Below are 25,077 nucleotides of genomic sequence, written 5' to 3'. Positions count from 1 at the left end.
GACAACAAAATGACTATTCAAGGAAAAGTATTTGTCATAACTGGTGGAAGCAGCGGTCTTGGGAAGGCTATGGCCATTGAGGTGGTGAAGCAAGGCGCTAATGTGGTTATAAACGGGCGCCGAGAACAAGCACTAGCCGAGGTTGCAAAGGAAATCGATCCTACAGGAAAGCAAGTGCGATTTGTTGGCGGCGATATTGCTGATCCTAAGGTTGCACAACAATTAATCGATGAAAGTGTGACACATTATGGTCGCATCGACACATTGGTAAATAATGCTGGTATCTTTTTGTCCAAGCCATTTACAGAGTACACGGAAGAGGATTTTACTACCTATTTATCCACTAATGTTGTTGGGTTCTTCCATGTTACGCAGCGAGCGGTGACACAAATGTTGAAGCAAGGAACGGGACACATTGTTTCCATCACAACGAGTCTGGTAGATCGGCCATCTTCTGCGGTTCCTTCCGTACTGGCTTCGCTAACAAAGGGCGGCGTGAAAGCAGCTACGAAATCGCTAGCAATTGAATATGCTTCTCGAGGCATTCGAGTAAATGCAGTTTCGCCTGGAGTCATTAAAACACCGATGCACGCCATCGAATCACACGAAGCGCTAGCTAAGCTGCATCCAATGGGTCGGATGGGTGAGGCACATGAAGTTGTGGATGCCGTTTTATTTTTGGATTCGGCTGAGTTTGTAACAGGTGAGACCATTTATGTTGATGGCGGACAGAATGCGGGACGCTAAATATATATTTTAATTGAGAGGAGAAGGATATCGATGCCGATTGTCACCATTCAAGTAACTCGTGAGGGTACTACGCCCGATCGTCAATCTGTCACTGCAGAAGAAAAAGCGGAGCTTATTAAAGGGGTTAGTGAACTTCTGCTTAACGTTCTGAACAAACCGCTAGAATCTACTTTTGTTGTTATCGAAGAGGTTGATACAGATAATTGGGGTTGGGGTGGATTGCCTGCGTTAGAATATCGTCGACAACTTGCAGATAAAAAGAAGGACCTACAGTCGCTATAATGGGTTAATTTCCGAGTACTACATTGTAAAGGAGAGCAGCGAAAATGGAAAAATGGAAAAGAAATTGTACACGGCTACCGTAACAGTAGAAGGCGGAAGGGCAGGCAAAGCGGTATCCAGCGATGGTGCCCTTGATTTGGAACTAAAAGTTCCTCAGGAATTGGGAGGGCCCGGCGGACACGGAAGCAATCCGGAGCAGTTGTTCGCAGCTGGGTTTGCAGCATGCTTTGAAGGCGCGTTGGGCGTTGTTCTGAGACAAAAGAGAATCAAAGCAGAAGGCACAAAAATAACGTCGCGTGTTACGATTGGAAAGGATGTAAATGACAGCTTTGTCTTGTCGGTAAACATGGACATCTCAATTAAGGGCGTAGAAACGAGCGTCGCGAAACAAATCGTCGAGGAAGCCCACGATGTTTGTCCTTATTCCCGAGCAACCCGCGGTAATATTGAAGTCATCACGAACGTGGTGGATTAATTTCTGTGCACGGATTGCTTTATGTCAAAGGAAGTTGAACGAAATGGAGCACACTAGGTTTTTACCGTGTGCTCCATTTTTGATTTAATAATGACCAAAGAAACTAAAGAACAGAGTAAAGCTTGTGAATGGATGAATCAGTTGAGTTTTTGTCAATCGATAAACATGAGCTTGTGAGGTTGACAGAATTATATCCTATAATTAAATAATTGTAGGATATAATTTCGAAGGGATAGGAGGATTACATTTGGCTGAACGCGATGCGGAAGGAAAGGAACTTGATTTAAAGCTGGTGCGCGTATTAAGAAATATGGTAAAAGAGTTGTACGCGAGTTTAGAGCGTGACATTGTAAGTAATGGTCTTAGTATAGATACCTTCCAAATTTTAGAGTTTCTTTATAATAAAGGGCCACAGCCCATTCAAAAAATAAGCGATACCTTCTCGATTCCAAGCGGGAGCATCACCTACGTGGTTGACAAGCTTGAAAAGAAGGGGCTAGTGGAACGAGTCCCAATCCCGGATGACCGGCGAAAAACGAATGTGGCTTTAACTGCTGAAGGCCGAAACAACTTTGATCAGATTTTCCCCAAGCATGCCCAATTGATCTCAGACAATTTATCTTTCGCGACAGATGAAGAGAAATTCGAACTGATACAAGTGTTGAAGAAAATCGGGTATGGCATCAAACATCGTGAAGGCAATACCAAATAGGAGGAATTAATCATGGAAATAGGTATAGATACATTTGTCGAAACAACTCCGGATGTTGTAACAGGCGAAACAATCAGTCATGCACAGCGTTTGCGTGAGGTTGTTGAAGAAATCGTTCTTGCTGACCAGGTGGGGCTCGATGTATTTGGGGTTGGCGAGCATCATCGGAAAGAGTTCGGTGATTCCGCGACAGCCGTCATTCTGGCGGCTGCAGCGTCGATGACTAAAAAGATTCGTCTAACCAGCTCGGTTACAGTGCTTTCTGCGGCAGATCCTGTGCGTTTGTTCCAGCAATTTGCCACGCTTGATGGCATTTCGAATGGTCGTGCTGAGATTATTGCGGGTCGAGGCTCTATGGTCGATGCGTTCCCCTTGTTCGGGTATGATTTAAAAGATTATGATGAACTGTTTGAGGAGAAATTGGAACTTTTATTGAAATTAAGGGAGTCAGAGAAAGTTACCTGGAAAGGTGGATTTCGGCCTGCCTTTACAAATTTAGGCGTGTATCCACGTCCCGTTCAGCACCAATTACCTGTATGGCTTGGAAGTGGAGGAAATCCGGATTCAGTTATACGAGCAGGGCAGCTGGGACTGCCGCTTGTACTCGCCATTATTGGCGGGAGTCCTTTGAACTTTGCGCCGCTCGTTCCGCTTTATAAGAAGGCAGCTGCTCGTGCCGGGCATGATGTATCAAAATTGAAAATAGCCGTTCACTCACTCGGGTTTGTTGCAGAGAGTACCCCACTTGCTGTAGAGAAGTATTTTCCGCCTACCCAAGCATCATTTAACTATTTCGGCAAAGAACGTGGTTGGGGACAATATACTCAATCCCAATTCGATGCTTCACGTACCCTGGAAGGTGCTCTATATGTTGGTGATCCTGAAACGGTTGCCAATAAAATCATTTTTATGCGCAAGCAGTTAGGCTTCACACGATTTTTCTTGCACTTGCCGGTTGGCACCATGCCACATGAGGATGTTATGAAAGCCATTGAGTTGTTAGGGAAAGAAGTAGCGCCACGAGTTCGAGATGAAATTGCAAGATGGGAAGCAAATAATGTGAGCTAACAGAAGACATCTAACTAACCAGACCAGGGGTCGATCATTTTCATTGTTACACTCATTTAAGAACGGTCGTTCAAATTAGTTCTTGACCGACCGTTCTTAATGTGCTAAATTTGCTATACAAGTTTAAGAACGGTCGTTCAAATATGTTTACGACCGATCGTTCCAGATAAGAGACATGCTCTTTGAAAGGAGGGATACGAGTGGTCAGAACAAAGGAGTTTGATGAAAATGAAGTTTTGTTTAAAGGCATGAGGTTATTCTGGGACCAGGGATATGAGAAGACTTCTATGCAGGAACTAGTTTCACACATGGGGATTCATAAAGGGAGCATGTATGATACCTTTGGCGATAAGAAATCTTTATATATCAAAGCGTTGAAACATTATATTGAAAGGTTAGAGCAATCGTATAAGCTTCGTATGGTTGGCCTTTCTGCCAAAGAAGCAATCCGACTGTTATTTGAAAGGGCTGTATATCAAGGGGAGGAGTCTCCTATGGGCTGCTTCATCGTAAATACCGCGGTTGAGTTGGCAAAACATGATTCTGAAGCAAGAGATTGCGTCAATCAGTTCTGGGACTATACGGAACAGTTGATGCGTGACCTTATTATAGAAGGGCAACAATCGGGCGAAATTTCCAATACGCTCAACGCGGAATGGCTTTCTCAATACTTTAACAATGCATTGATTGGACTTCGCGTTATGGTCAAAACGATAACGGACAGGGAGAAGTTACAGCAAATTATTGAAATGAATTTGTCCGTAATAAATTGAGGGTATTTTATAATTTCAAAATTACTTAAAGGGAGTGTATATCCGTGTCAAGAGTATACGATCATACAACAACAGGGCTTCTTTTGGTTGACCCTTACAATGACTTCTTGTCACCGGAAGGCAAGAGTTTCTCTCGTGCTAAAGAAGTAGCTGATTCCGTAAATTTACTCGAACATTTAAAAGAAATTGTTGGCGCTGTACGGGAAGCCGGTATTCAAGTCTTTTTTGTTCCTCATCACAGATCTGAGCCGGATGATTTCGAAAATTGGCTGCACCCAACTCCGTATCAACTTCTTACTAAAGAAAGGCAGGTGTTTGCTAAAGGTTCATGGGGCGGGGAATTCCATCCAGATTTTCAACCTCAGAAGGAAGATGTGGTTATTAAAGAGCACTGGGCCAGCAGCGGGTTCGCTAACACGGACTTGGACCATCAGCTTAAAATGCATGGTGTACAGAAGATTATTGTTATAGGTATGTTAGCCAATACATGCATCGAAGCGACTGCACGCTTCGGAATGGAGCTTGGTTACCATGTTACCCTTGTTAAAGATGCAACAGCTGCTTTTAGTAAAGAAGCTATGCATGCGGCGCATGACATTAATGGACCAACTTTTGCACACGCTATTCTAACAACTAAAGAACTTCTTGCAGTGTTATAAAAAACCTACAGAGAAACTGAAGGATAAGAGGAGAGATGTAACCATGAAAACCGTGCAGCTAAAAAACACTCCTATCCCGGCTGTTGCTCTAGGTACCTGGTCTTGGGGAACCGGCGCTAACGGAGGAGACGCTATTTTTGGGAATGAACTCTTATCTGAGGACCTCAACCCCCTATTTAATGAGGCAATGAATGCCGGATTAAACCTTTGGGACACAGCCGCGGTTTACGGCATGGGCGCTTCAGAAGCAATCCTAGGAAAGTTCATTCACGGGAGAGAGGACGTCCTGATCTCTACGAAATTCACGCCCCGGGATGATCAGACAGACGATGCTGTTGAAGAATCCCTCGCTGGAAGCATGCAGCGGCTTGAAAGAGATCATGTTGATATTTATTGGATTCACAATCCGAAAGACGTTCAGCGCTGGACTGCTAAATTGATCCCGTTGATGAAAAGCGGGAAAGTCAAGTACGCAGGCGTGTCCAATCATAATTTGGAGGAGATTAAGCTAGCGGCGAACATTTTGGCTCAAGAAGGACTCCGACTCTCAGCCGTTCAAAATCATTACAGTCTACTTTATCGTTCATCAGAAGAGGCGGGAATCATTGAGTATTGCAGAGCCAACGATTTGATTTTCTTCTCCTACATGGTATTGGAGCAAGGTGCATTAACTGGTAAGTATCATGCTCAGAATCCTTTTAAAGCGGGAACCCGAAGAGGAGACGCCTTCCATCAAGAGATACTTGTCAAACTTGAAGATCTGATAGAGCTGATGAGAGAAATCGGCTTACGATATCATGTCCAACCAGCTGAAATTGCAATTGCTTGGGCAATCGCTAAAGGAACGGTTCCGATTATTGGCGTGACGAAACCATCGCATATCGCCAGCGCCGTTTCTGCCAGTAACGTCGAGTTGACAAATAAGGAAATCGACGAACTGGAGCAAGCCGCGAAGTCAACCGATGTGGAAATCCGAGGAGCATGGGAAAATAACATGATGTGAATTGGCCGAAGAGCTCGTACTGCTGACTAGGCGAGTGTAGACGAAATGAATAGGTCACTATTGAAATGAGAAGGATAAGGCATCAGAGTAAACAATTTCAGCAACACCTTTAGAAGTAACTATTGTTAACCACAAAAGGAGTGTATACCCATGACAAAAGTGTATGATAAAACAACGACAGGACTTCTATTAGTTGATCCGTATAATGATTTTTTGTCAGAGGAAGGCAAGCTCTATCCTCGTACGAAAGAAGTATCGGAATCCGTAAACATGCTCAAACATTTAAAAGAGACCGTTGTAGCTGCTCGTAAAGCTGGTATTCGTGTTTTTTATGTGCCTCATCACAGAGCTGAACCAAATGATTTTGATTCTTGGCTGCACCCGACGCCTTATCAACTTAAAGCAAAACAAGGTCAGGTCTTTGCCAAAGATTCATGGGGCGGTGAATTCCATCCTGACTTCCAGCCCCAACAGGGCGATGTGATTATTAAAGAACATTGGGGCAGCAGTGGATTCGCGAATACGGATCTGGATCATCAACTGAAGATGCATGGCCTGCAAAAAATTATCGTTGTCGGCATGTTAGCCAATACGTGCATCGAAGCGACCGCGAGATTCGGCATGGAGCTCGGCTACAATGTTACGCTCGTCAAAGACGCGACATCGGCTTTTACAAAAGAGGCGTTGCATGCGGCACATGAAATTAACGGCCCTACATTTGCCCATGCAATACTCACAACAGAAGAACTTCTTGCCAAACTATAAAAACTGTTTTTATTAGACAAACACAACAAAGTGTAGGATTAGATAAGGAAGTGTTCAACATGAATGACAAAGTTGTAATGCCGGTATGGACCTTCGGGCTGTTCATTGTACTAATGAATACGACGATGTTTAATGTCTCTATCCCCAGCATTATTCGGGATATTGACGTTTCGGCTTCTCTTGGTTCATGGATTATATCAAGTTACTCGATTGGATATGCCTTATCGACCATGATTTACAGTAGACTTTCCGACGTACTGCCGATCCGAAGACTGTTGACGGTTGGATTAATAATATTGGGTCTCGCGTCTGTCTTTGGCATCTTTGCTACCAGTTTTCAAGCGCTTTTGTTCGCTCGAATTGCTCAATCTGCCGGCGCAGGCGTGACGGCGGGACTCGGTCTGGTTATCGCCAGCCGGTATATACCTTATGAGAGACGAGGCCGAGCGATCTCCATGATTTCGGCGGGATCTGCCATGGCATTCGGTCTTGGACCGATCGTCGGAGGGCTGATCACCGAATTTATCGGCTGGAACGGGTTATTCGGCTTCACGAGCCTTGTGCTTGTACTTCTTCCTGTTTTACTGCGGTTGCTCCCCAAAGAACAGCCAAAGCCATTCCGATTTGATTCGCTGGGCGCCGTTCTGACCATTGTCAACGCTGTGGCGATTCTGACTGCCGTCACACAACGATCATTCTTGTGGCTGATTGTCGGAATCATATCGATCGCTGCCCATATCTGGCATCTAAATCATAAAAAAGAATCTTTCATCAACCCGAAACTCTTTACAGAACCAAAGTATCGGAAACTGCTTTTTGTAGGTTTCAGTATCCTGATGTTGAATCTTGGGAATTTGTTTATCATGCCGCTGGTACTAGCAAGTATATTTAGAGATTCGCCGCTGATCATCGGCCTTATGATTGCGCCTGGCGCTGTTTTATCTGCCTTTCTATCGCGTTATGTAGGGCGCTGGATTGATCGATACGGTAATATTCCCGTCCTCATTATAGGACATGTCATTTTAACCTTAGTTTTGATTGTATTTTGGGCATTTTTAGGTACATCGCCGGCTGTAATCTTGTTTGGGTACTTATTCTTCTCGCCTGCGGCTTCTGCATCGTTATCAGCATTAAATAATGAAACGTCTCGCATTTTGCCATTCAACTTGATTGGTTCAGGTATGGGATTCATGCAGCTCATTCAGTTTTTCGGCGGTTCATTTTCCGTTGCATTTTGCGGTATGCTGCTCGACTATCAGAAGAAATCATCACTTGTCCATGCCTATGAATTTGTATATGCCGTCTTGATAGCAGTAGGTGTTTGCTCGTTATTGTTATTGTTTCGATATTTGCTGTCGAATCACCGAACCGCTTCCTTACCTGACAATGAGGCAAGAAGCACGTAACTCGAGAATTAGAATCAGATACAAAACTATATAGAAGAATGGAGAATTGAATATGCACACGTACAAACAATTTACTGTCAATCGAAAAACACCTGCTTATTGGCGAATTAGTTTTCAAAATCCGCCTATAAATCTTCTCGATCCTGACACAATTTTCGAACTATTAACACTCATGGATCAAATCGAGACTGACAATGATTTGAAGGTTATTGTTTTCGATAGCTCCGATCCTGAATATTTCATTGCACACTACGATATGGCGCGAGCTGGTGAAAAACAAAAGACACCTAAGGATATCGAGCTGCCGGCCTGGATTGATTTCGTCGCGCGACTGTACAGAATCTCGGTTGTTACCATAGCCGAAATTCGAGGCCGAGCACGAGGAGTTGGCAGTGAGTTTGCGTTGGCCTGCGATATGAGGTTTGCAAGCAAGGAAAAGGCAATCTTTGGACAACCTGAAGTTGGTATCGGCGTCGTACCCGGGGGAGGCGCTAACGAGGCTTTGGTCCGTTTAGCAGGACGTGCTCGGGCACTTGAAATTGTACTTGGTGCCGATGATTTCGATGCCGCAACAGCAGAACGTTATGGATGGATTAACAGAGCTATACCCGATGCAGAATTAGACGGTTTTGTGGAAAACCTGGCTCGTAGAATATCGTCATTTGATAAACAGACGCTAAATGATGCGAAGAAACTTCTTAATCGGACCGGGGTTCCTGAAGCTGAAGAAATATTGGAATCTCGAACAGTTTTTGTTACAGGAGCGATGTCACCAAACACGCAGAGAAAGGTGTCGACCGCTTTTGCACGCGGTCTTGGCAAACCAAGTGATTTCGAACTTCACCTAGGCCAACAAATAGGAAGTCTGGAATAAAGAATGATGATCCGAACGCGAGGCTTTTTGTAATAAAACGTTGAGAATACGGTCGCTGCTTCTCATGTTTTCTTGAATAAACCTGCTTAAGTAACCTCATAATAACGAAGACCTAAAAATAGAGAGGCAGGTTTTTCAATTGTCCGGGATACGCCAAGACCTTACGCTCACCCAATCAATCTGTAATCATGTTATCGACGTTCCTATTGAGAAAGTCGATATCGGGAAGTGGATTTTTTCACTTTCCGATGCTGAATATCAACGATGCTGTCCTCCTGATCATATTGCCGTAGGAACTACCACAACGGAAGACGGTCGTCCAATGTCTATCAACGTAGAAACAATCGGCACAAGTCTCGCAGTACAGCATTATGTCGGAGAGGTCGTCAATAAGGATTTTTGCCGGATGGTCTCTACATCTGACATCTTCCTTACAAACGGAAGAACACAAATGCAAGTGATCTGGGAGCTTAGCGTAAAGCCTTTCGATGATAATAAAACAGAATTTACGAATTCAGTTAAATCACATCCTACCAATGATTTTTTAAAAATCATTGAAGGCCAGGGACTAACGCTCGAACAGGTAGCGACGGCTAGACAAGAAATTGTTGAGGATCACAACAGACGCGAAACGCCGCTTTTTGCGGAAAGCATCGCACGTGCTGCGCGCGGGTAAGTTCATCCCATAGCTCGGAAAACTGGTCCATAATACAGAATCGCCCTCATAGGTCTTGTGAAGGGCGATCTGTAATATACTTGATCTTCATAGATAGAGACACATGAATAAGCTCGGAGTATTGAGACCATTATGGTTGACTTAATTCAGGGAAAAGTACTTTGTAATTGCCGAAAAAGTAAAGGATCAATTATTTAAGAACGATCGTTCTGTAATAGCAGCGTAGAGACCCTGGAGAAAGATGACATTTACTCAGCATGGGAAACAAGGATTTGCCCAAAATGGCATGTAAGAATTCTACATTGCAAAGGAGAGCAGCCAAGATGGATATAATGGAAAAGGAATTGTACACGGCTACCGTATTAGTAGAAGGCGGAAGGGCAGGTAAAGCGGTGTCCAGTGATGGTGTTCTTGACTTAGAGTTAAAAGTTCCTGTGGAAATGGGAGGACCTGGCGGACATGGAACTAATCCTGAGCAGCTATTCGCAGCCGGATTTGCCGCGTGCTTCGAAGGTGCGATGGGCATTGTTCTCAGAAAAAAAGAGAATAAAATCAGAAGGCATTAAAATAACGTCCCATGTTACGATCGGCAAGGATGTAAACGACGGCTTTGTCTTGTCGGTAAACATGGACATTTCGATTAAGGGTGTAGAAACTAGTGTCGCACAACAAATCGTCGAGGAAGCCCATGATATTTGCCCCTATTCACGAGCAACCCGCGGTAATATCGCAGTCATCACGAACGTAGTGGATTAATTAGCAGAACTATCGAGACTTTGAATGACTTTAGATTGAATCGAAAACATTTTCGATCGATCGTTCTTCAATTATAATTATAATTATATTATTGAAAGGAGTGAGCAAGATGGTCAGGCCTAAGGAGTTCGATGAAGATGCCGTTCTGCTTAAAGCTATGCATCTATTCTGGGATCAAGGCTATGAGAAAACATCCATGCAGGAACTTGTCTCCCATATGGGGGTTCATAGAGGGAGTCTGTACGATACCTTTGGTGATAAAAGATCACTATATATCAAAACCTTAAAGCGATATTCCGATATGTTGGAGCAATCGGTAAAGCGAAGGCTAGCGGAAACCCGTACGGCTAAGGAAGCAATCAGGCTGCTGTTCGAAATGGCTATTCAACAGCGGGAAGAGTTGCCCGACGGCTGCTTCATCACGAATACCGCGGTCGAATTGGCCCAGCACGATGCAGAAGCCAAAGAATGTGTTCAATTGAATTGGAACTTCACAGAACAATTGATATGCGAGCTGATCGAGGAGGGGCATCGATCGGGAGAGCTAGCCGAGAATCTCCAGCCGGAATCGCTGTCCTCTTTTTTTAATAATGCCTTAATTGGACTTCGCGTAATGGTGAAATCGAGCACAGACAAGGAAAAGTTAGAACAGATCGTAGAGACAAATATGTCGTTATTGAATTGAAGGGCTATTTCTTAAATAGCATCAAACTTACCGTCTACGTTTGCAAAGCAATAGGAATAATAAATAAAGGAATTATGAGCTCGAATAATAATTCAGTTCAATTGGTTACAGAGACATGTTGAAATATCCTGTCGGGTGACATGAACATATTTGTTTAAAAGTCGCGTAGTTGCGGCTTTTTTTTTAACGATATATGTTCTTGTCAAAAACCAATGACAAGAACAAGGAGTCGTCTTTGATGGCGACACTGTCTCGGAGGAGCAAATGCAGGAATTCTAGGAACACGGCATCTTCACTCAGCCTTTCCAAGCCGTAATTACAATACTGCCCATCACATTGGAGAAGTTGCTCATCAGGCGCTCATTTTTCATCATCATGGCAACGACATCTGAATTGGTGAATAGCTCGTGATCGATTACCCGCAAAGGGTCGTTATCGTTGGCAAGCTGTTTCATCTGCGAAAAATGAGACGCGGAGTACTTATGAAACTTTGATTTGCTCATCAGCTTCTGCCATTCTGGAACGGTTCGCATATGATGAAGTCCGTAAAACGACTGAAGTTTTTTCTTTTGCTCCGTAGTTAATTTCCTGGCAAATGCCAGCTCGCGATCGTATAGGACACCATTCAGCTTCAACACCCGCCAGTATTCGCGAATAGCAGAGCTCCCTTGGGTAAAAGCCGTAACCGACTCCGTAAAAACGGCATCAAACGTCTCATTCGGAAAAGGTATAGAAGCAGCATCCGCCTTTACGATGCGTACGGGAAATTTGCCTATTTTCGCGCGGTAAGTCGCTTTTTGAATCATATCTTCGTTCCGGTCTATTGCTGTCACGTTGCAGCCTAAGCTGGTTAAATAACATGCAGTCCGGCCTGTTCCGCATCCTACCTCCAGCACTTTTGTGCCGCGCGGAAAGCTGATCTGTTCGATTAATTCTTTGGTCGCTTGAAAACCACCGGGATGCGCACTTCCTTCGCCAAGTCGAGCTAATAATGTATGATAATCCATCGCCTGCTCACCTCTTCCGATATCCTATGCATAACCTCCGTTATGACTGCACCCATTCTTCGCTACTTGTTTGAGGCGCGCTCTGTGATCTTTTAATCCTCTGTTACTGCTTAAGAGAATGGTACACGTCTCGTTTTTTTTTCAAATAGAAGACAATCGTACAGACCTTATAGCAGATTTTTTCATAGTCTAGGATATAAGTGCATCAGGTTAGGAGGAATGAGGTTATGCAGGAAATTTACCCGGTTTCTCATAGGACGGTCTATCCATACATCGGACGGAGGGTTAGTGCGGTTACGCATGACGGAAGGCATTTTATCGGAACGATAAAGGGAGTAAAAGACGGTAAGTTAATGGTGGAGGGCTGTACTTTTGACGAGAAGCCTTTATATCTATCGTCCGTTCGGAACGGAAAGCATTCAACCAAACAAACTCGCTCCCAGCATAAAGCCAGACTGTCCGGTTATTATGGCGGAGGTTGTGACTGTTTCGGTGGAGGTTGTGGAGGGTTCGGCGGCGGCAGCTTCTTTTTTCCGCTTGCATTCATTGCTTCGCTTTTCATTTTGCCTTTCTTCTTTATTTAATTCGTTGACATGATTACATCTGTGAAAAGAGGAGTCGCGATGGCATCCAGGAAATCTCCTAAAAAAAGAGAGCCTGAGGGAAGAGTTCGTGCAGTCAAAAAAGCTAAGCGTTGCGTCGGGCAGCCCGTTTGTGTGTTGTTAAATAATGGTGACTGTTATGTCGGAACGGTTCAGTCCATTTATGACCACAAGCTAATTCTTTCAGGAACCAGAAACTGTGGGAAGGTCAAGCTTTCTGATCGTTCCAAGACACCGGAAGTCCAAGTATCGGGACTGTTGGATTCCTTGATAGGAGGGATCGGCGCGATCAATTCTTTTGGTTCAATGGCATCAGGCTTATTCAAGCCAATATCCGGCCCGTCAGTTTTTTCGGGGGCGGGTAGTCCAATAAATCAAAAGGATGCGGAAGGCCAGTCAGGGCCGGCAGGAGGAGAACAGCAGAGCGGTATTTTCGGGTCTTTTAAACAAATGCTGCCGAAATTCCAAGTCGGTTTTAAAATGGTCAAGACGATTATGCCTTTAATGGGTATGTTCAAAATCTGATGCGTTATTACGTATTGCTCAGCCTGCCGGGAATCCCTGGCGGGCTGTCTTTATGCAGAAAAGCTTATACATAAAGGAGCTGGCAAGCTATTGGCAGCATGAATTCGACTGGCATGCCCAGACTACTTTATAACAAAAGGATATTCTAATAACAATAAATATATAATAAATAACAACACTAATTTATTGTAAAACGATAAATCATGTGTTAAAGTCATTTTATAATTAAATTAGCGAGGTGCTCTTTATGAAACGGGGAACAACACTCTTTTTGAAAATGGCTGATATTCTTATTGGAATCCTAGTTCTTGCATTGTGCATATTTTTGGTGCCTAAGATCGGGAATTTTGCTGGAGAATTATATCCAGATATTGTATATATGAAATCTCTCGTTTTAATCGATATGTACGCGGCAGCGATACCTTTTTACTTTGCTCTGTATCAAGCATTTAAACTTTTAAGCTTTATTGATAAGAATCAAGCGTTCTCGGAATTATCCGTAAAGGCTTTAAAGAATATAAAATACTGTGCGATCACAATCAGTACCTTGTACCTGCTGGGTATGCCGCTTTACTATCTCATGGCGAAGAAAATTGACCCTCCAAGTTTCATCCCCCTCGCATTGGTCATTATTTTCGCCTCTATGGTGATCGCCGTTTTTGCTGCTGTTCTCCAAAGACTTTTACAAGAAGCTATTACTATAAAATCAGAAAGTGATTTAACGATCTGAGGTGAATATCATGGCGATTATCATCAATGTTGATGTGATGCTGGCAAAAAGGAAAATGAGCGTAACCGAACTTTCGGAGAGGGTTGGAATTGCTATGGCGAATCTTTCCATTCTGAAAAACGGGAAAGCAAAAGCTGTTCGTTTTTCAACATTAGAAGCGATATGTAAGACTTTAGATTGTCAGCCGGGTGATATCTTGGAGTACAAAAACGACGAAGACACTCATTAAACAGACAACAAATTTAATTAACTCCCTCAAAATGAAAGCTTTGCCAAGAGGGTGTCCATCTTTTCCGCAATTATGGATAAGATGGACACCCTCTTTATATATATTATTAAGCTCAATTGAATTGGATTAACTTTCTTCGTATAGTATCAAAATAGTCGCTTTGTTGCGTTTTTTTTATTTTAACGAAATATATTCTTGTCAAAAACCAATGACAAGAACATATTTCGTTTGCCGATCGAGGTCAGGAACATAATTAGTTCTTCTTTTTGAAAACACCAAATAATACTGCAAAAATAATGACAACGATTAAGAAACCCAATGATATCACCTCTTCTTTTGAGATTATAGCACGATCTGCATGATTGATAGAAGTGAATCAAAGTCAGGTTTGAATTATTGCATTTGATTGAAATTCCGATAGAGTTTAAAGTAATAGCAATGAGTTGAAACAACGTACAATTGATAAAAGTAAGGAGTACATCAACTATGAAACGATATATTTTTATCTTTTTGATATTATTCCTAACCATTTTAACAAGCTGTACAGCGAAAGATGAAGGAACCCCGTTTGATAATAATGACATTAAGATTAGTTTGCTTAATGAAGAGATAAAGGATGAATATAGAACTTATTCATTTGAAGTATTCAATACAGGTAAATTAGAAATTAAATTTTTAAACTTTTATTTGTATTATCCTGTGATCACGACAAGTGGCTCTAAAGGAAATCCATTTAAAATTGAGGGAGAGACCGAAAGTAGTAAACCAATAAAACTTAAATCAGGTGAAAAAATCAAATACACGATTGTTGCGCCGATAAAAGAGGTATTTGGTGATTCAGCTTTATTAAACTTCGATAATCCCCTTGTTGAACTAAATGGATTTGTACAACAAGGGAAAAAGGATATTCCATTTAGCATGCGTGGAGGATATTTAAATACGAAGTAAACAAAGATGAGCCTCCGAAAATCCCTGGGGCTCATCTTTGTCAATTATGGCATCGCTGCGTTCAGTTCATGTTGTTCTAACATTTAGACTTGACCGTTTATAACTTAATAGGTTGCCGCCTATTTCACCCAGGCAGCTGGTGAATATAATGAGACATCTGTACGGATACATGCCTTTTTAAGGAGTGCGATATGACTTTTCATCGGATATTGTTTCTGGAGCACCATCCAATGTGGATTTATGGATTGCCAAAAGGATTCGAAAAGTTAGGATATAAGGTCAAAACATGCAAACCGGGCAAGAAAACGGAACAACTGATTAGGCGGTTCAAACCTACACTTATTATAGCCATTGGGTGGACCCCAGCGAACAGTACCCCGAGGAAACAACGACTTATTGCCAAACTGGTAAAAATGTCAGGCGCTCCATTTGTTTATTGGTCAACCGAAGACCCTGGTTATACCGAGAACTTCTCTCTACCACTCATTCGCAGAACGAAACCTGACTTTGTGTTTACAATCCATAGGCCGACAGTTCAAAAATTCCGAAAAAAATCTCTTCGTGTGGCTCATTTGGATTTCGGAAGTGATCCCGAAACCCACCGCAGATTGAAGAGTGTCAAAAAATATCAAGGAGAAGTGGCGGTTGTCGCAAATGCGTATCCGCAATTATATGTTCAGAAGCCTAGACATTACCGCTTCAAGTCCTTAAGAAAGCTGGTTAACCCATTTTTGAAAGCAGGGGTCCAAGTGGACTTCTATGGACGAAATTGGGGGAGTATGAAAAAGATATTTGTCACAAAAGTTCCAAAGCGATGGATTCACGGCTACTTACCTTACACAGATGCCATAAAGGTCTACAACTCCGTGAAGTTTGTCATTGGCCCGCAAAATGCGGAAGACCGGCTTACTCAAAGAACCTATGAAATAATGTCTTCTGGTGGACTGCTGATTACAGATGATACTCCTGAAGTTCGCAAATGGTTCCGGCCTGGACGGGATTTATTAGTTTCAAATTCGGCACATGATACAAAAAAATTAATCCTTAAATATACGAAGAACCCTAGGCTAAGGGAGAAAATTCGTGCAAACGCCGTTAGGGCGGCTGCCAAACATACGTATCAAAAACGGGCGGCCTATGTGATTAAAACTTTACAGAAACACGGCATTATTTAATGCGCATGGAAAGCAGTTCCGAAACGGTCACAAATTGAAAACCTTGTCTTCTCAACCTACGCAGAATGCTAGGCAGGGCTTTGGCGGTTTGACGAGCAGAATCACTGGCGTGAAACAATAGAATATCTCCAGATTTGACGTTTGTACTGGATCTCTGAATAATATTTTTGATTCCAGGATTCTTCCAATCTAGAGAATCTACGTTCCAATGAATGGTTTTATAGCCCAACTTACCAAGGAGTCGGACGACACGTTGGTCCATATCTCCATTAGGAGTTCGAAAGAGACGGCATTTTATGCCTGTTACTCTGTTAATAGTATTTTGAGCTTGCTTCACTTCCCGGATAATCCATGCATTGGTGTGTTCCGTATAGTTTTCATGTAGCTGGCCATGAGACCCGATTTCATAACCTCTTGCTTTCACTTTTAGAGCCAGTTGGGGACGTTCCTTCACCCAGGTACTGGACAGGAAAAAAGTCGCTTTGTTCACATGATTGGCGGACAACGTATCTAGTACTGGCGATAGGACTTTTTTTCCCCAGCCAACATCAAATGTTAAGGCAATGCATTTGTTGCGAATTTTAACGTTGTAAACCGCTTCGTAGGCCATATTTATCTTACTCCTCCTTTATCAACATATATATGTTGATCCCGGAAATTTGGTTATGTAGGTGTCATATACAGGATGGTGATGGCATGAACATTTTGTTTCTGGAACGAGGCAAGTTATGGTCGTATGGATTGCCGGACGGTCTACGTGATTTGGGCCATAACGTTAAGATGTCGGGGCCAGTAGAGGAAGGAAGGCTTATCCGACTGCTAACCTCCTTTAAACCAAACTTATTGATTTCGGTAGGATGGGGACTCGATCATACGAAATCCAAACAACGAATGGTAAGGAAACTAGCAACACAGTTTAAAATTCCGCTTGTCTACTGGTCAACCGAGGATCCTAACTTCACGAAGGTTTTTACGCTTCCTCTTCTCAGACGTATGAAACCCGATCATACCTTTACAATCTCAGAGAAAACGGCAAAAAAATTTAAGAAAATGGGGTATGCTGCTGATTTTCTGGATTATGGTTATCACCCTAAGGTTCACTTCCGAACCAAAATCCGGGCTAAATATCAAACAGACATTGCAGTAATCGCGAACGCTTACCCTGATGTGCTCCGCAAATATCCAAAACTGTACCGCCGCCAATCCCTTCGTATCCTAGTTCATCCTCTTCTAAAACATGGTTTTCGAATTGATTTTTACGGACGGAACTGGTCTCGAATGAAGCCTTTTTTAGGCCGATCTATTCCTAAAAGTTCAATCAAGGGACATATCCCATACAAAAAAGTCAACGAAGTATTCAGTTCGGCGAAGATCGTCCTTGGCTTGCAGAATTATACGGATATGCTGACGCAAAGAACGTTTGAAACTTTGGGTTCCGAGGGGTTCTTTTTGACGTCTGACACTCCTGCGGTTAGGGCGTTATTAAAGCCAGGAAGAGATGTTGTAGTTAGTTCCAGTCCAATACAGACCCTGGAGAAGGTTCGTTACTATTTAAAGCATGAGAAGGAGAGGGAACGAATTCGACTAAACGGAAGGAGGGCAATTGCCAAACATACCTACACGGAGCGTGCAAAATTCCTGTTATACGTCTTACAGAAGAAGGGACTTTTAAAGTGAAGTTAAGTACCTGAGAACGCAAGGATTCCGATTCTGAATATTGTTGCTCAAATCTTATAATAATCAAATCACGGAGGGTCAATGATGAGGGTTTTATTTCTGGAAAATCACCCGATGTGGATTCACGGGCTCCCAAATGGATTTCGGGATCTTGGACACACAATTAAAATTTCAGGTACGTTGACAAAAAAAAAGCTGCCTCTGCTGATTAAAACGTTTAAACCGGATCTGATTATTAGCATGGGATGGACCCCCGAGCATGAAAAGTATAAACAATACTTGGTGCGCAAATACGTAGCTTCATCGAAAATTCCGCATGTGTACTGGGCTACAGAAGACCCTACTCATCATGATTCTTTTACTCTTCCTTATGTGCGTACGGTTAAGCCTGATTTCGTATTTACTATTTGCCGATCCATGGTCAGAAATTATAAGAAAATAGGAATCATGGCCGCACATATGGATTTTGGATACCATCCAAAGGTTCACAAAGCAGGTAAGGTCATTAAGAGGTTCAAATGTGATATTGGTGTTGTAGCTAATGGATATTCTCGAATTTTAAAAATGTACCCTAAGCATTTTCGTATTAAATCGATCAAACATCTCATTCGTCCATTAATTCAAGACGGTACAAGAGTAGATTTCTGGGGGAGACAGTGGGAGTTAATGAAGCCTATTCTGGGAAGGCGGGTTCCACGCAAATGGATACATGGTTACTTGCCTTACCCTGATGCTCATAAAGTATATAACTCGGCTAAAATCGTTATTGGACCCCAGAATCAACTCAATCAGGTGACCCAACGAACTTATGAAATACTGGGATCAGGAGGTTTTTTGATTACGAGCGATACTCCTGAAATACGCCGGTTATTTAAACGAGGAAGGGAACTAGTCGTTTCTAACTCGGCAGAGCAGACTCGACGGTTAATCAACTATTATCTTCAACACCCTAAAGAGCGCGAAAAGATACGTAAACTAGGTAAACTTGCGGTCAGGAAGCATAGCTATACCAAACGTGCCGGGTATATGATACAGCTTTTACGGAAGCACAAAATCATTTAATGACAGAATCCTAGGAGCGGGAGGACCTGTCCAAATGGGTTCACGACAGTATTAGTTTGAATTGTGAGGATGCAGGCATCCGGCACATCGGGTAGGAGGCAATTTGTAATGAAGATGAAGGGGAAATTCAATATTCGTTATGAATCAAAACCAGTATCCGTGATTACCTGCACCAATCGGCCTAAATACATCAAACGATTACTGGCAAACTATAATCGTCAGAAGTATAAATCCAAAGAGCTGATTCTTATTTTAAATAACGACTCAATGAAATTAGCAGAATATCGTAATAGGTGCAAATCACGAAAGGATATTTCGATCTTTAAAAGGTCTGCAAAGAGAGCGCTCGGTTCTTGTCTTAATGATGCGATTCGTAAAGCTCGTTATGGATTTATAGCACGCTTTGACGATGATGACTATTATTCGCCGTATTATTTAAATACGATGATGGATGCATTAGCCAAATCAAAAGCAGATATAGTGGGAAAAAGGGCTTGTCTTGTCCACTTAGAAGCTGATTCCAAGCTCTTTCTTCGTTACCCAAAGAAGCAAATGCGAGAAGTAAAACAAATTGCAGGCGCAACGCTATTATGTCGAAAACAGATATTCGATGAGGTTCAATTCCCTCCCGTCTCTCTAGGAGAAACTGTAGGATTTCTGAAACGCAGTCATAAAAAAGGCTACAGAATTTATTCAACGGACTGTTATCACTATGTCATTAATAGACGTGCCGAGAAAAAGTATCATACCTGGAAAATTAGTGATAAAAAATTAAAATCTCAAAGTAAAATAATTAAGGTTAGTCGTTCAAATTACAAACGTTATGCTGTATATAAGGACTAGGCAAATACATGTCGTCCGATCCTCAATTTAGGCTTTAACCTTCTTATCCATTTGGAAGTCGCTTTATCTGGGTTGAAGAAAAAAAGGCAACCTCTCGTCGGATCCATTCCCTTTAGTGCGTCTCTAGCAGCTCTATAAGCGAGGCGATTGGGTTTCAGCCAAAAGCGTCCGTCGCCAATTACAGCAAAAGCAAGAGGCTCAGTAATAACATTCACCAGCGTATTTGGAAAATTTGGCGATGCAAGACGGTTCAGCACAACGGCTCCTACAGCAACCTTACCTAAATAAGGTTCTCCCATAGCTTCGCTGTAGATAACTCTTGCAAGTAGGTTTAAGGTAACCTCCCCTTGCGTCAACTGCTTTAATCGTTGAAATGTATTAAGGGGGTGGGTATGGAAGTCATGCTGGAAGGCTAAGAGTGAGGCTTTCAAAGACTCTTTCTCATACCCTAATAATGATAATCGCTCGCGAATCTTCATTCATTCACCTCCTTTTGAAAAAATATGGAATGATTTAGAATTGGCTTCCTTGCAATTTTATTAAGTGCTCCTAAGGAGGGAGAACATGCGTAAACCCATCATTGCCATAACGGGCAGTGCAGGAAAAACGACCACTAAAGAAATGCTGGCTTCGATTCTGAGCCAGCGTTGGAGGACCTTTAAATCGTTTGAAAATGGCAACGACGCTTGGTTCATATCCCAATATATGAAGCAAATCAAAGCAGCGGATCAGGCAATTGTGTTGGAGTACGGCATGAAGATGAAGGGTGATATCCGGAGTCACTGCCGATTGATTAAGCCCTGGATAGGTATCATTACCAATATAGGCAAAGCACATATTGGTAATTTTAAGGATGGGATTCTAGGAATAGCAGCGGCCAAATCCGAACTTATACACGGAATGGATCCTTCAGGTATCTTGTTTATTAATCGAGATGACAAGAACTCCAGATTACTGCATATCAAGTCTTTTAAGGGGAAGGTATTTTATATAGGAATTCACGGTCCAGGGGATTATCGTGCCAAGAAAATAGCTTATACAAGTAATGGCATGAAGTTTAGTGTTAGGCTGAACGGAATAACGAGGGTATTTAATATTCCATGCTTCGGAGAATGTAACGTTTATAATGCCCTTTTTGCAATTGCTGTGTCTCATCAACTCGGGTGTAGTACACCTGAAATCAGAACGGGTTTGAAAAAAATGGAGAAACCTTATGCCCGTTTATCAATAAAAAGAACAGTTAAAAGCATTATTATAGACGACAGTTTTAATACCAAACCTGAATTAGAACCTGCCATGGAGGTTTTGGAACGTATTGGGGTAGGAAATCAGCGAAAAATAGCTGTATTAGCTGATATTCGAGACCTTGGCAAATATGCCAAGTCAATTCACCTTGCACAAGGTCGCAAACTTGCAAAGAAAGGACTTTACCGGCTTTACACATATGGTTTATATTCCAAATATTTGGGGATCGGGGCGATGGAATCCGGTTTGCCGCTTAAGAGGGTTAAGCATTTCACTGACATTAACAATTTGAAAAAACAGCTTTCCAAAGACCTTGGGCAGAATAGCGTTTTTTTAGTAAAGGGTTCGACAAACGGTCAAAAAGTTAAAATGATGCATGTTGTTGAATGGATGCTTCGAAAGGGAAATAGGATGAGAAAAATTGGATCATCAAGTTAGTCAAACGTGATATAGTCGAGGTTTCGGTATCGCAATATATACTGCATGCCTGTTGCAGGGTCACTAAGCACTACAAGCCCATTGGATGCGGATACGATGTTCCCTCTAAATATTTTCGCATTCCATTCTTTGTTGTCACGATAGGTCATGTAGAAAGTTGCCATTACTCCGATCTTTCTATTTAAATACTTTGTCAATCCACCTTGCCGAACATCTTTACCTTTGACTTGAACTCTTTTCATACCATCTCTCCTAAATAAATAATAGTTTGAGAATAGTATATGAATGAGATGTATTATAGCTTGGACTTTAAAGATTCTTATGGAACAATAGCTACTTTAAAACGAAAGGGACTGTTGCTATGTCATCATATTATCTGAAGAAAGTCGCCTATTTGACTTTTGATGACGGACCAGTTAAAAATACATCACGCATCCTGCGACTGCTTAAGCATAATGGCGTAAAAGCGACTTTCTTTGTGAATGGGAATGAAACTAAGTTTGGTCGGTTGATGTATCGTCGAATCATTCAACAAGGACATGCAATAGGTAATCATACCTACACCCATAATCATCACATAATCTATTCATCAAAAGCTGCGTTCTTAAAAGACTTCAATCGAATGGAACTTGCGCTAAAGAGGATAATTGGTAAAACACCGATGATATATCGATTCCCCTATGGATCCGATAACTGGATCTTAAGCTCTCCAGGCGGCCGTCGACTTCGAAAGAAGATCATTACCGCGTTGTCTAGAAGAGGATATCAGTTTTTTGATTGGAATATTGATTCTGGCGATTCGTATCCAACTAAACCAAAACCTCTAACCTCAAAAGAGATTATGAACAAAGTCATTTCCGAATGTACAGGCAAATCGAGAGTTATTATTCTCTTTCATGATTTTAGCGAAAACTCGATAAAGGCATTGCCCTTCATCATTCGAAAGCTTCGAAAAAGAAACTTTGTGTTTAAATGTCTTTCTAAAAACTCTTTTAATTATCAATTTAAACTATGAGGTGATTGTAAATTGGTTCTCGGCAAGAAACATCATCATGTCCGAGGGATTTATTTAAACCCGACTGTTTTCGCTGATAATAAACGATGTATGGAGTATATTCGACTCATTAGTTCAAGCAGTCGATTTAATGCCGTTGTCATCGATGTCAAAGACGATAACGGGAACATTATAAAATTTAACGACATAAACATAAAAAAACAGATGGCTTGCCTAAAGAAAAATAACATCTATCGTATTGCGAGGGTGGTTACATTTAAAGATCCTCGACTGGCACAAGTACAACCAAGCTGGGCTATACAGCGAAAATCCGGTGGCATATGGAAACAAAAAGGATGGATCGGTTGGGTAGATCCTTTTCGGAAAGAAGTATGGCGGTATGTGATAAATATTGCAAAAAAAGCTGCGCGGTTAGGATTCGACGAGATTCAGTTCGATTATGTCCGTTATCCGGAGAACGCAAATGTAGTTGATCACCAGATTGCCTTTCATAATCCGGCCAAACTGAGTAAAGTCGAAAATCTGACTTCATTTTTTAGATTTGTCAAACGTGCATTGAGGCCATTTCATGTCCGCATTTCGGCAGACGTATTTGGATTTGTTACTTCCGCTGTAAATGACATGGGCATAGGTCAAAAATGGGAAAAGATCACACAAGTTGTCGATTGCATATCGCCCATGATCTATCCATCCTATTATGCGAAAAATAGTTACAAGTTAAAAAATCCTGAAAATGAGCCCTATAAAGTCCTTTATAGAGGATTAGCAGACGCCGTGAAAAGAAATGCGATTATTAAACGTAGTGGAAAAGCCACTGCAGCCATTCGTCCGTGGCTTCAAGCTTTTTCATTACAAAAAAGGTACGGGGCCAAAGAAGTATTAGATCAAATTCGAGCATTGCATGCACATGGCATTAATGAGTATCTCCTATGGAATATAAATAGCAAATACCCGAAGAGTATTTATTAGGAATATATAAATGGATTGGAGAGTAACCGATGCAGCCGTCTATTATTGAACAAGTGAGCACCAAGAAAAAACGGCTAGCCATCACTATCAATATCGCAACCGGCAGCCATGTTCCTAACGCGATGCTTGATTTACTGCGCAAACACGGTGTGAGAGAAGCAACCTTCTTCTTAACGGGCATGTGGGTCAAGGCAAACCCTGGTATCGCACGGCGAATAAAGAAAATGGGCTTTGAAATTGCCTCACACGGTCACCAACATAAAAATTACACCACCAAAACGAATGCCTGGATTGAGAAAGATATTTTGACTGCCCAAAAATATATCTATCGCGCAACTGGAGTTAAACCGCGAATGATTCGTACCCCTAGCGGAGACATCGACATGCGTGTTGCACGCAAATTACAATCGCTAAAGCAAACAATTGTCCATTGGGACACAGACTCTCTGGATTGGAAGCTACAGGATATTAATCACATCGTTCGTCGTGTGGTTCCATGCGCACGTCCGGGATCTATTGTATTGCTGCATGCTTGCGATCCATGGACACAATCTCTTAAAGCCGTTCCCTTGATTCTCTCTGGCTTAAAGAAAAGGGGATTCAAGTTTGTTAGTGTAAGTCAACTACTTTCTGTGAATGATCATGCTCGATTAAAATGAGCCATCCCAATTCCAGTGGTTCTGCGGAGCTGGTTTTATATAGTGTTACACAACATATGTGGACATCCGTTTTAGAGGACGGAATAGTCCACTTTTTGTACTGTTGCTTATACTTGACAAGCAACCTGTGGGTTGCTTATTATCACAATATGAAGGACGAAAAAGATGCTATATTCAAAGCTCTTAGTGATTCGACAAGGCGGCTGATGTTGGACGAATTGTCCGAACGCAATGAGCAGACGTTGTATGAACTTACGTCACGTCTCATTATGAAGCACAACCTATCCATTTCGCGACAAGCCATAGCTAAACATCTTGCTGTGTTGGAGGAGGCAGGGCTCATTAATACGGTTAAAAGAGGGAAATATCGAATGGTTAACTTCAACAACGAGCCGCTGAGACAATTGCTAAAAGGATGGATAGAGTGATTTTATGGAACACTTCAATAATGAAAATGCAATGGGAGGAAATATAAAATGAAAATTATTGTTACCAGCATATTCGTTCAGGATCAAGACAAGGCTTTGTCGTTTTATACAGAAGTACTAGGCTTCGTAAAAAAGCACGATGTTCCCACCGGTAAGTACAGGTGGATCACAGTTGTCTCTCAAGATGCGCAAGACGGTACCGAGCTTGTGCTCGAACCGAATGAACATCCTGCCGCGAAAGAGTATCAAAAGAAACTAGTTGCCGATGGAATACCGGCAACTATGTTCGGTGTTGAGGATATACAAGAGGAGTATAAACGACTATCGGAAAACGGTGTAAAGTTTACGATGGAACCGACAAAAATGGGTAATTTCACAATCGCTGTCTTTGACGACACTTGCGGAAACCTTATTCAGATCATTCAGAGGTAAATCCAAGTCCGATGACAACAACATAGTGATATTGAAAGCCGCATAAATTGCGGTTTTTTTGTTTTATGATATTAAGTTCTAGTCATCCGAGACAAGACGGGGGACAGTCAATTCGGAGAATATAAACTTAGTTTGTTTAATAGACAAACTAAGTGATAAATGCTATTATCACTCCAAGATTACCAGAAACTTAAACTCGTGCATTTTAA

General features: G+C 42.0%; 32 protein-coding genes and 1 pseudogene. 29 read left to right on the top strand and 4 right to left on the bottom strand.

Annotated features, from left to right (window positions below):
* Window positions 1-9 precede the first annotated feature (9 nt).
* From ACFVTB_RS01670 to ACFVTB_RS01605, 14 genes and pseudogenes are all read left to right on the top strand, one after another.
* A complete protein-coding gene (locus tag ACFVTB_RS01670) occupies window positions 10-747 on the top strand; it encodes an SDR family NAD(P)-dependent oxidoreductase (RefSeq protein WP_387744173.1) in 738 nt (245 codons plus the stop codon).
* 33 nt (window positions 748-780) lie between these two features.
* On the top strand, window positions 781-1,032 hold the full coding sequence (locus ACFVTB_RS01665; protein WP_387744171.1) for a tautomerase family protein: 252 nt from the start codon (window positions 781-783) through the stop codon (window positions 1,030-1,032).
* A gap of 52 nt (window positions 1,033-1,084) precedes the next feature.
* On the top strand, window positions 1,085-1,507 hold the full coding sequence (locus ACFVTB_RS01660; RefSeq protein ID WP_387744168.1) for an organic hydroperoxide resistance protein: 423 nt from the start codon (window positions 1,085-1,087) through the stop codon (window positions 1,505-1,507).
* Window positions 1,508-1,754: 247 nt separating this feature from the next.
* On the top strand, window positions 1,755-2,219 hold the full coding sequence (locus tag ACFVTB_RS01655) for a MarR family winged helix-turn-helix transcriptional regulator (RefSeq protein WP_387744165.1): 465 nt from the start codon (window positions 1,755-1,757) through the stop codon (window positions 2,217-2,219).
* A gap of 12 nt (window positions 2,220-2,231) precedes the next feature.
* On the top strand, window positions 2,232-3,287 hold the full coding sequence (locus ACFVTB_RS01650) for an LLM class flavin-dependent oxidoreductase (protein WP_387744163.1): 1,056 nt from the start codon (window positions 2,232-2,234) through the stop codon (window positions 3,285-3,287).
* 200 nt (window positions 3,288-3,487) lie between these two features.
* On the top strand, window positions 3,488-4,060 hold the full coding sequence (locus tag ACFVTB_RS01645; protein ID WP_387744160.1) for a TetR/AcrR family transcriptional regulator: 573 nt from the start codon (window positions 3,488-3,490) through the stop codon (window positions 4,058-4,060).
* 44 nt (window positions 4,061-4,104) lie between these two features.
* A complete protein-coding gene (locus ACFVTB_RS01640) occupies window positions 4,105-4,719 on the top strand; it encodes a cysteine hydrolase family protein (protein ID WP_387744157.1) in 615 nt (204 codons plus the stop codon).
* Window positions 4,720-4,762: 43 nt separating this feature from the next.
* Window positions 4,763-5,722 carry an aldo/keto reductase gene (locus ACFVTB_RS01635; RefSeq protein WP_387744155.1) on the top strand — a complete coding sequence of 320 codons (960 nt, stop codon included), beginning with the start codon at window positions 4,763-4,765 and terminating at the stop codon, window positions 5,720-5,722.
* Window positions 5,723-5,872: 150 nt separating this feature from the next.
* A complete protein-coding gene (locus ACFVTB_RS01630; RefSeq protein WP_387744152.1) occupies window positions 5,873-6,487 on the top strand; it encodes a cysteine hydrolase family protein in 615 nt (204 codons plus the stop codon).
* Between the two features lie 59 nt (window positions 6,488-6,546).
* On the top strand, window positions 6,547-7,893 hold the full coding sequence (locus ACFVTB_RS01625) for an MFS transporter (protein WP_387744149.1): 1,347 nt from the start codon (window positions 6,547-6,549) through the stop codon (window positions 7,891-7,893).
* A gap of 52 nt (window positions 7,894-7,945) precedes the next feature.
* On the top strand, window positions 7,946-8,767 hold the full coding sequence (locus tag ACFVTB_RS01620; RefSeq protein WP_387744146.1) for an enoyl-CoA hydratase/isomerase family protein: 822 nt from the start codon (window positions 7,946-7,948) through the stop codon (window positions 8,765-8,767).
* A gap of 139 nt (window positions 8,768-8,906) precedes the next feature.
* Complete coding sequence (locus ACFVTB_RS01615) at window positions 8,907-9,443, top strand: hypothetical protein (protein WP_387744143.1); 537 nt, start codon at window positions 8,907-8,909, stop codon at window positions 9,441-9,443.
* Between the two features lie 332 nt (window positions 9,444-9,775).
* Window positions 9,776-10,199: pseudogene (locus ACFVTB_RS01610) on the top strand (organic hydroperoxide resistance protein).
* 109 nt (window positions 10,200-10,308) lie between these two features.
* Window positions 10,309-10,884, top strand: coding sequence for a TetR/AcrR family transcriptional regulator (locus ACFVTB_RS01605; protein WP_387744140.1), 576 nt, complete (start codon window positions 10,309-10,311; stop codon window positions 10,882-10,884).
* A gap of 296 nt (window positions 10,885-11,180) precedes the next feature.
* Here ACFVTB_RS01605 and ACFVTB_RS01600 read toward each other — a convergent pair whose 3' ends face one another.
* On the bottom strand, window positions 11,181-11,891 hold the full coding sequence (locus ACFVTB_RS01600) for a class I SAM-dependent methyltransferase (protein ID WP_387744137.1): 711 nt from the start codon (window positions 11,889-11,891) through the stop codon (window positions 11,181-11,183).
* Between the two features lie 227 nt (window positions 11,892-12,118).
* Here ACFVTB_RS01600 and ACFVTB_RS01595 point away from each other — a divergent pair, with 227 nt between their 5' ends.
* The 6 genes from ACFVTB_RS01595 to ACFVTB_RS01570 all read left to right on the top strand — a co-directional run bounded on the left by ACFVTB_RS01595 (window position 12,119) and on the right by ACFVTB_RS01570 (window position 16,100).
* Window positions 12,119-12,475 (top strand): LSm family protein, encoded by a 357-nt coding sequence (locus tag ACFVTB_RS01595; RefSeq protein WP_387744134.1) that lies wholly within the window; start codon window positions 12,119-12,121, stop codon window positions 12,473-12,475.
* Window positions 12,476-12,514: 39 nt separating this feature from the next.
* Window positions 12,515-13,018: a hypothetical protein gene (locus tag ACFVTB_RS01590; protein ID WP_387744132.1), complete on the top strand. Its 504-nt coding sequence runs from the start codon at window positions 12,515-12,517 to the stop codon at window positions 13,016-13,018.
* A 247-nt stretch (window positions 13,019-13,265) separates the two neighbouring features.
* Window positions 13,266-13,748 carry a DUF2975 domain-containing protein gene (locus tag ACFVTB_RS01585; protein WP_387744129.1) on the top strand — a complete coding sequence of 161 codons (483 nt, stop codon included), beginning with the start codon at window positions 13,266-13,268 and terminating at the stop codon, window positions 13,746-13,748.
* 10 nt (window positions 13,749-13,758) lie between these two features.
* On the top strand, window positions 13,759-13,977 hold the full coding sequence (locus tag ACFVTB_RS01580; RefSeq protein WP_387744126.1) for a helix-turn-helix domain-containing protein: 219 nt from the start codon (window positions 13,759-13,761) through the stop codon (window positions 13,975-13,977).
* A 486-nt stretch (window positions 13,978-14,463) separates the two neighbouring features.
* Complete coding sequence (locus tag ACFVTB_RS01575; RefSeq protein WP_387744123.1) at window positions 14,464-14,925, top strand: hypothetical protein; 462 nt, start codon at window positions 14,464-14,466, stop codon at window positions 14,923-14,925.
* A gap of 191 nt (window positions 14,926-15,116) precedes the next feature.
* The gene (locus ACFVTB_RS01570; protein WP_387744120.1) at window positions 15,117-16,100 is read left to right on the top strand and encodes a CgeB family protein; all 984 of its coding nucleotides are present in this window, start codon (window positions 15,117-15,119) and stop codon (window positions 16,098-16,100) included.
* On the opposite strand, the gene ACFVTB_RS01565 is transcribed toward ACFVTB_RS01570, so the two are convergent.
* Complete coding sequence (locus ACFVTB_RS01565; RefSeq protein WP_387744117.1) at window positions 16,093-16,710, bottom strand: polysaccharide deacetylase family protein; 618 nt, start codon at window positions 16,708-16,710, stop codon at window positions 16,093-16,095. The two genes, ACFVTB_RS01570 and ACFVTB_RS01565, sit on opposite strands and share 8 nt — an antisense overlap.
* Window positions 16,711-16,796: 86 nt before the next feature.
* Here ACFVTB_RS01565 and ACFVTB_RS01560 point away from each other — a divergent pair, with 86 nt between their 5' ends.
* The 3 genes from ACFVTB_RS01560 to ACFVTB_RS01550 all read left to right on the top strand — a co-directional run bounded on the left by ACFVTB_RS01560 (window position 16,797) and on the right by ACFVTB_RS01550 (window position 19,682).
* Window positions 16,797-17,777, top strand: coding sequence for a CgeB family protein (locus ACFVTB_RS01560; protein ID WP_387744114.1), 981 nt, complete (start codon window positions 16,797-16,799; stop codon window positions 17,775-17,777).
* 81 nt (window positions 17,778-17,858) lie between these two features.
* On the top strand, window positions 17,859-18,839 hold the full coding sequence (locus ACFVTB_RS01555; protein ID WP_387744112.1) for a CgeB family protein: 981 nt from the start codon (window positions 17,859-17,861) through the stop codon (window positions 18,837-18,839).
* Window positions 18,840-18,947: 108 nt separating this feature from the next.
* Window positions 18,948-19,682, top strand: coding sequence for a glycosyltransferase (locus ACFVTB_RS01550; RefSeq protein ID WP_387744109.1), 735 nt, complete (start codon window positions 18,948-18,950; stop codon window positions 19,680-19,682).
* Here ACFVTB_RS01550 and ACFVTB_RS01545 read toward each other — a convergent pair.
* Window positions 19,679-20,161, bottom strand: a complete 483-nt coding sequence (locus ACFVTB_RS01545) for a cell wall hydrolase (RefSeq protein ID WP_387744106.1) — start codon at window positions 20,159-20,161, stop codon at window positions 19,679-19,681. The genes ACFVTB_RS01550 and ACFVTB_RS01545 overlap by 4 nt on opposite strands.
* A gap of 85 nt (window positions 20,162-20,246) precedes the next feature.
* Here ACFVTB_RS01545 and ACFVTB_RS01540 point away from each other — a divergent pair, with 85 nt between their 5' ends.
* Complete coding sequence (locus ACFVTB_RS01540) at window positions 20,247-21,365, top strand: UDP-N-acetylmuramoyl-tripeptide--D-alanyl-D-alanine ligase (RefSeq protein ID WP_387744103.1); 1,119 nt, start codon at window positions 20,247-20,249, stop codon at window positions 21,363-21,365.
* On the opposite strand, the gene ACFVTB_RS01535 is transcribed toward ACFVTB_RS01540, so the two are convergent.
* The gene (locus ACFVTB_RS01535) at window positions 21,362-21,607 is read right to left on the bottom strand and encodes a spore coat protein GerQ (protein WP_387744100.1); all 246 of its coding nucleotides are present in this window, start codon (window positions 21,605-21,607) and stop codon (window positions 21,362-21,364) included. The genes ACFVTB_RS01540 and ACFVTB_RS01535 overlap by 4 nt on opposite strands.
* 119 nt (window positions 21,608-21,726) lie before the next feature.
* Between ACFVTB_RS01535 and ACFVTB_RS01530 the strand changes: the two genes are divergently transcribed.
* From ACFVTB_RS01530 to ACFVTB_RS01510, 5 genes are all read left to right on the top strand, one after another.
* The gene (locus ACFVTB_RS01530; RefSeq protein ID WP_387744097.1) at window positions 21,727-22,380 is read left to right on the top strand and encodes a polysaccharide deacetylase family protein; all 654 of its coding nucleotides are present in this window, start codon (window positions 21,727-21,729) and stop codon (window positions 22,378-22,380) included.
* 12 nt (window positions 22,381-22,392) lie between these two features.
* Complete coding sequence (locus tag ACFVTB_RS01525; protein ID WP_387744095.1) at window positions 22,393-23,349, top strand: putative glycoside hydrolase; 957 nt, start codon at window positions 22,393-22,395, stop codon at window positions 23,347-23,349.
* A 29-nt stretch (window positions 23,350-23,378) separates the two neighbouring features.
* Window positions 23,379-24,008, top strand: coding sequence for a polysaccharide deacetylase family protein (locus ACFVTB_RS01520; protein WP_387744092.1), 630 nt, complete (start codon window positions 23,379-23,381; stop codon window positions 24,006-24,008).
* Window positions 24,009-24,157: 149 nt separating this feature from the next.
* Window positions 24,158-24,436 (top strand): ArsR/SmtB family transcription factor, encoded by a 279-nt coding sequence (locus ACFVTB_RS01515; protein WP_387744089.1) that lies wholly within the window; start codon window positions 24,158-24,160, stop codon window positions 24,434-24,436.
* A gap of 48 nt (window positions 24,437-24,484) precedes the next feature.
* Entirely contained in the window at window positions 24,485-24,868 is a 384-nt protein-coding gene (locus ACFVTB_RS01510) for a VOC family protein (protein WP_387744086.1), read from the top strand.
* The last annotated feature ends 209 nt before the right edge of the window (window positions 24,869-25,077 follow it).

The sequence above is a fragment of the Paenibacillus sp. NPDC058071 genome (genome assembly GCF_042885235.1).
Classification (GTDB): domain Bacteria; phylum Bacillota; class Bacilli; order Paenibacillales; family Paenibacillaceae; genus Pristimantibacillus.
This window is presented reverse-complemented; position numbering and strand designations above follow the sequence as displayed.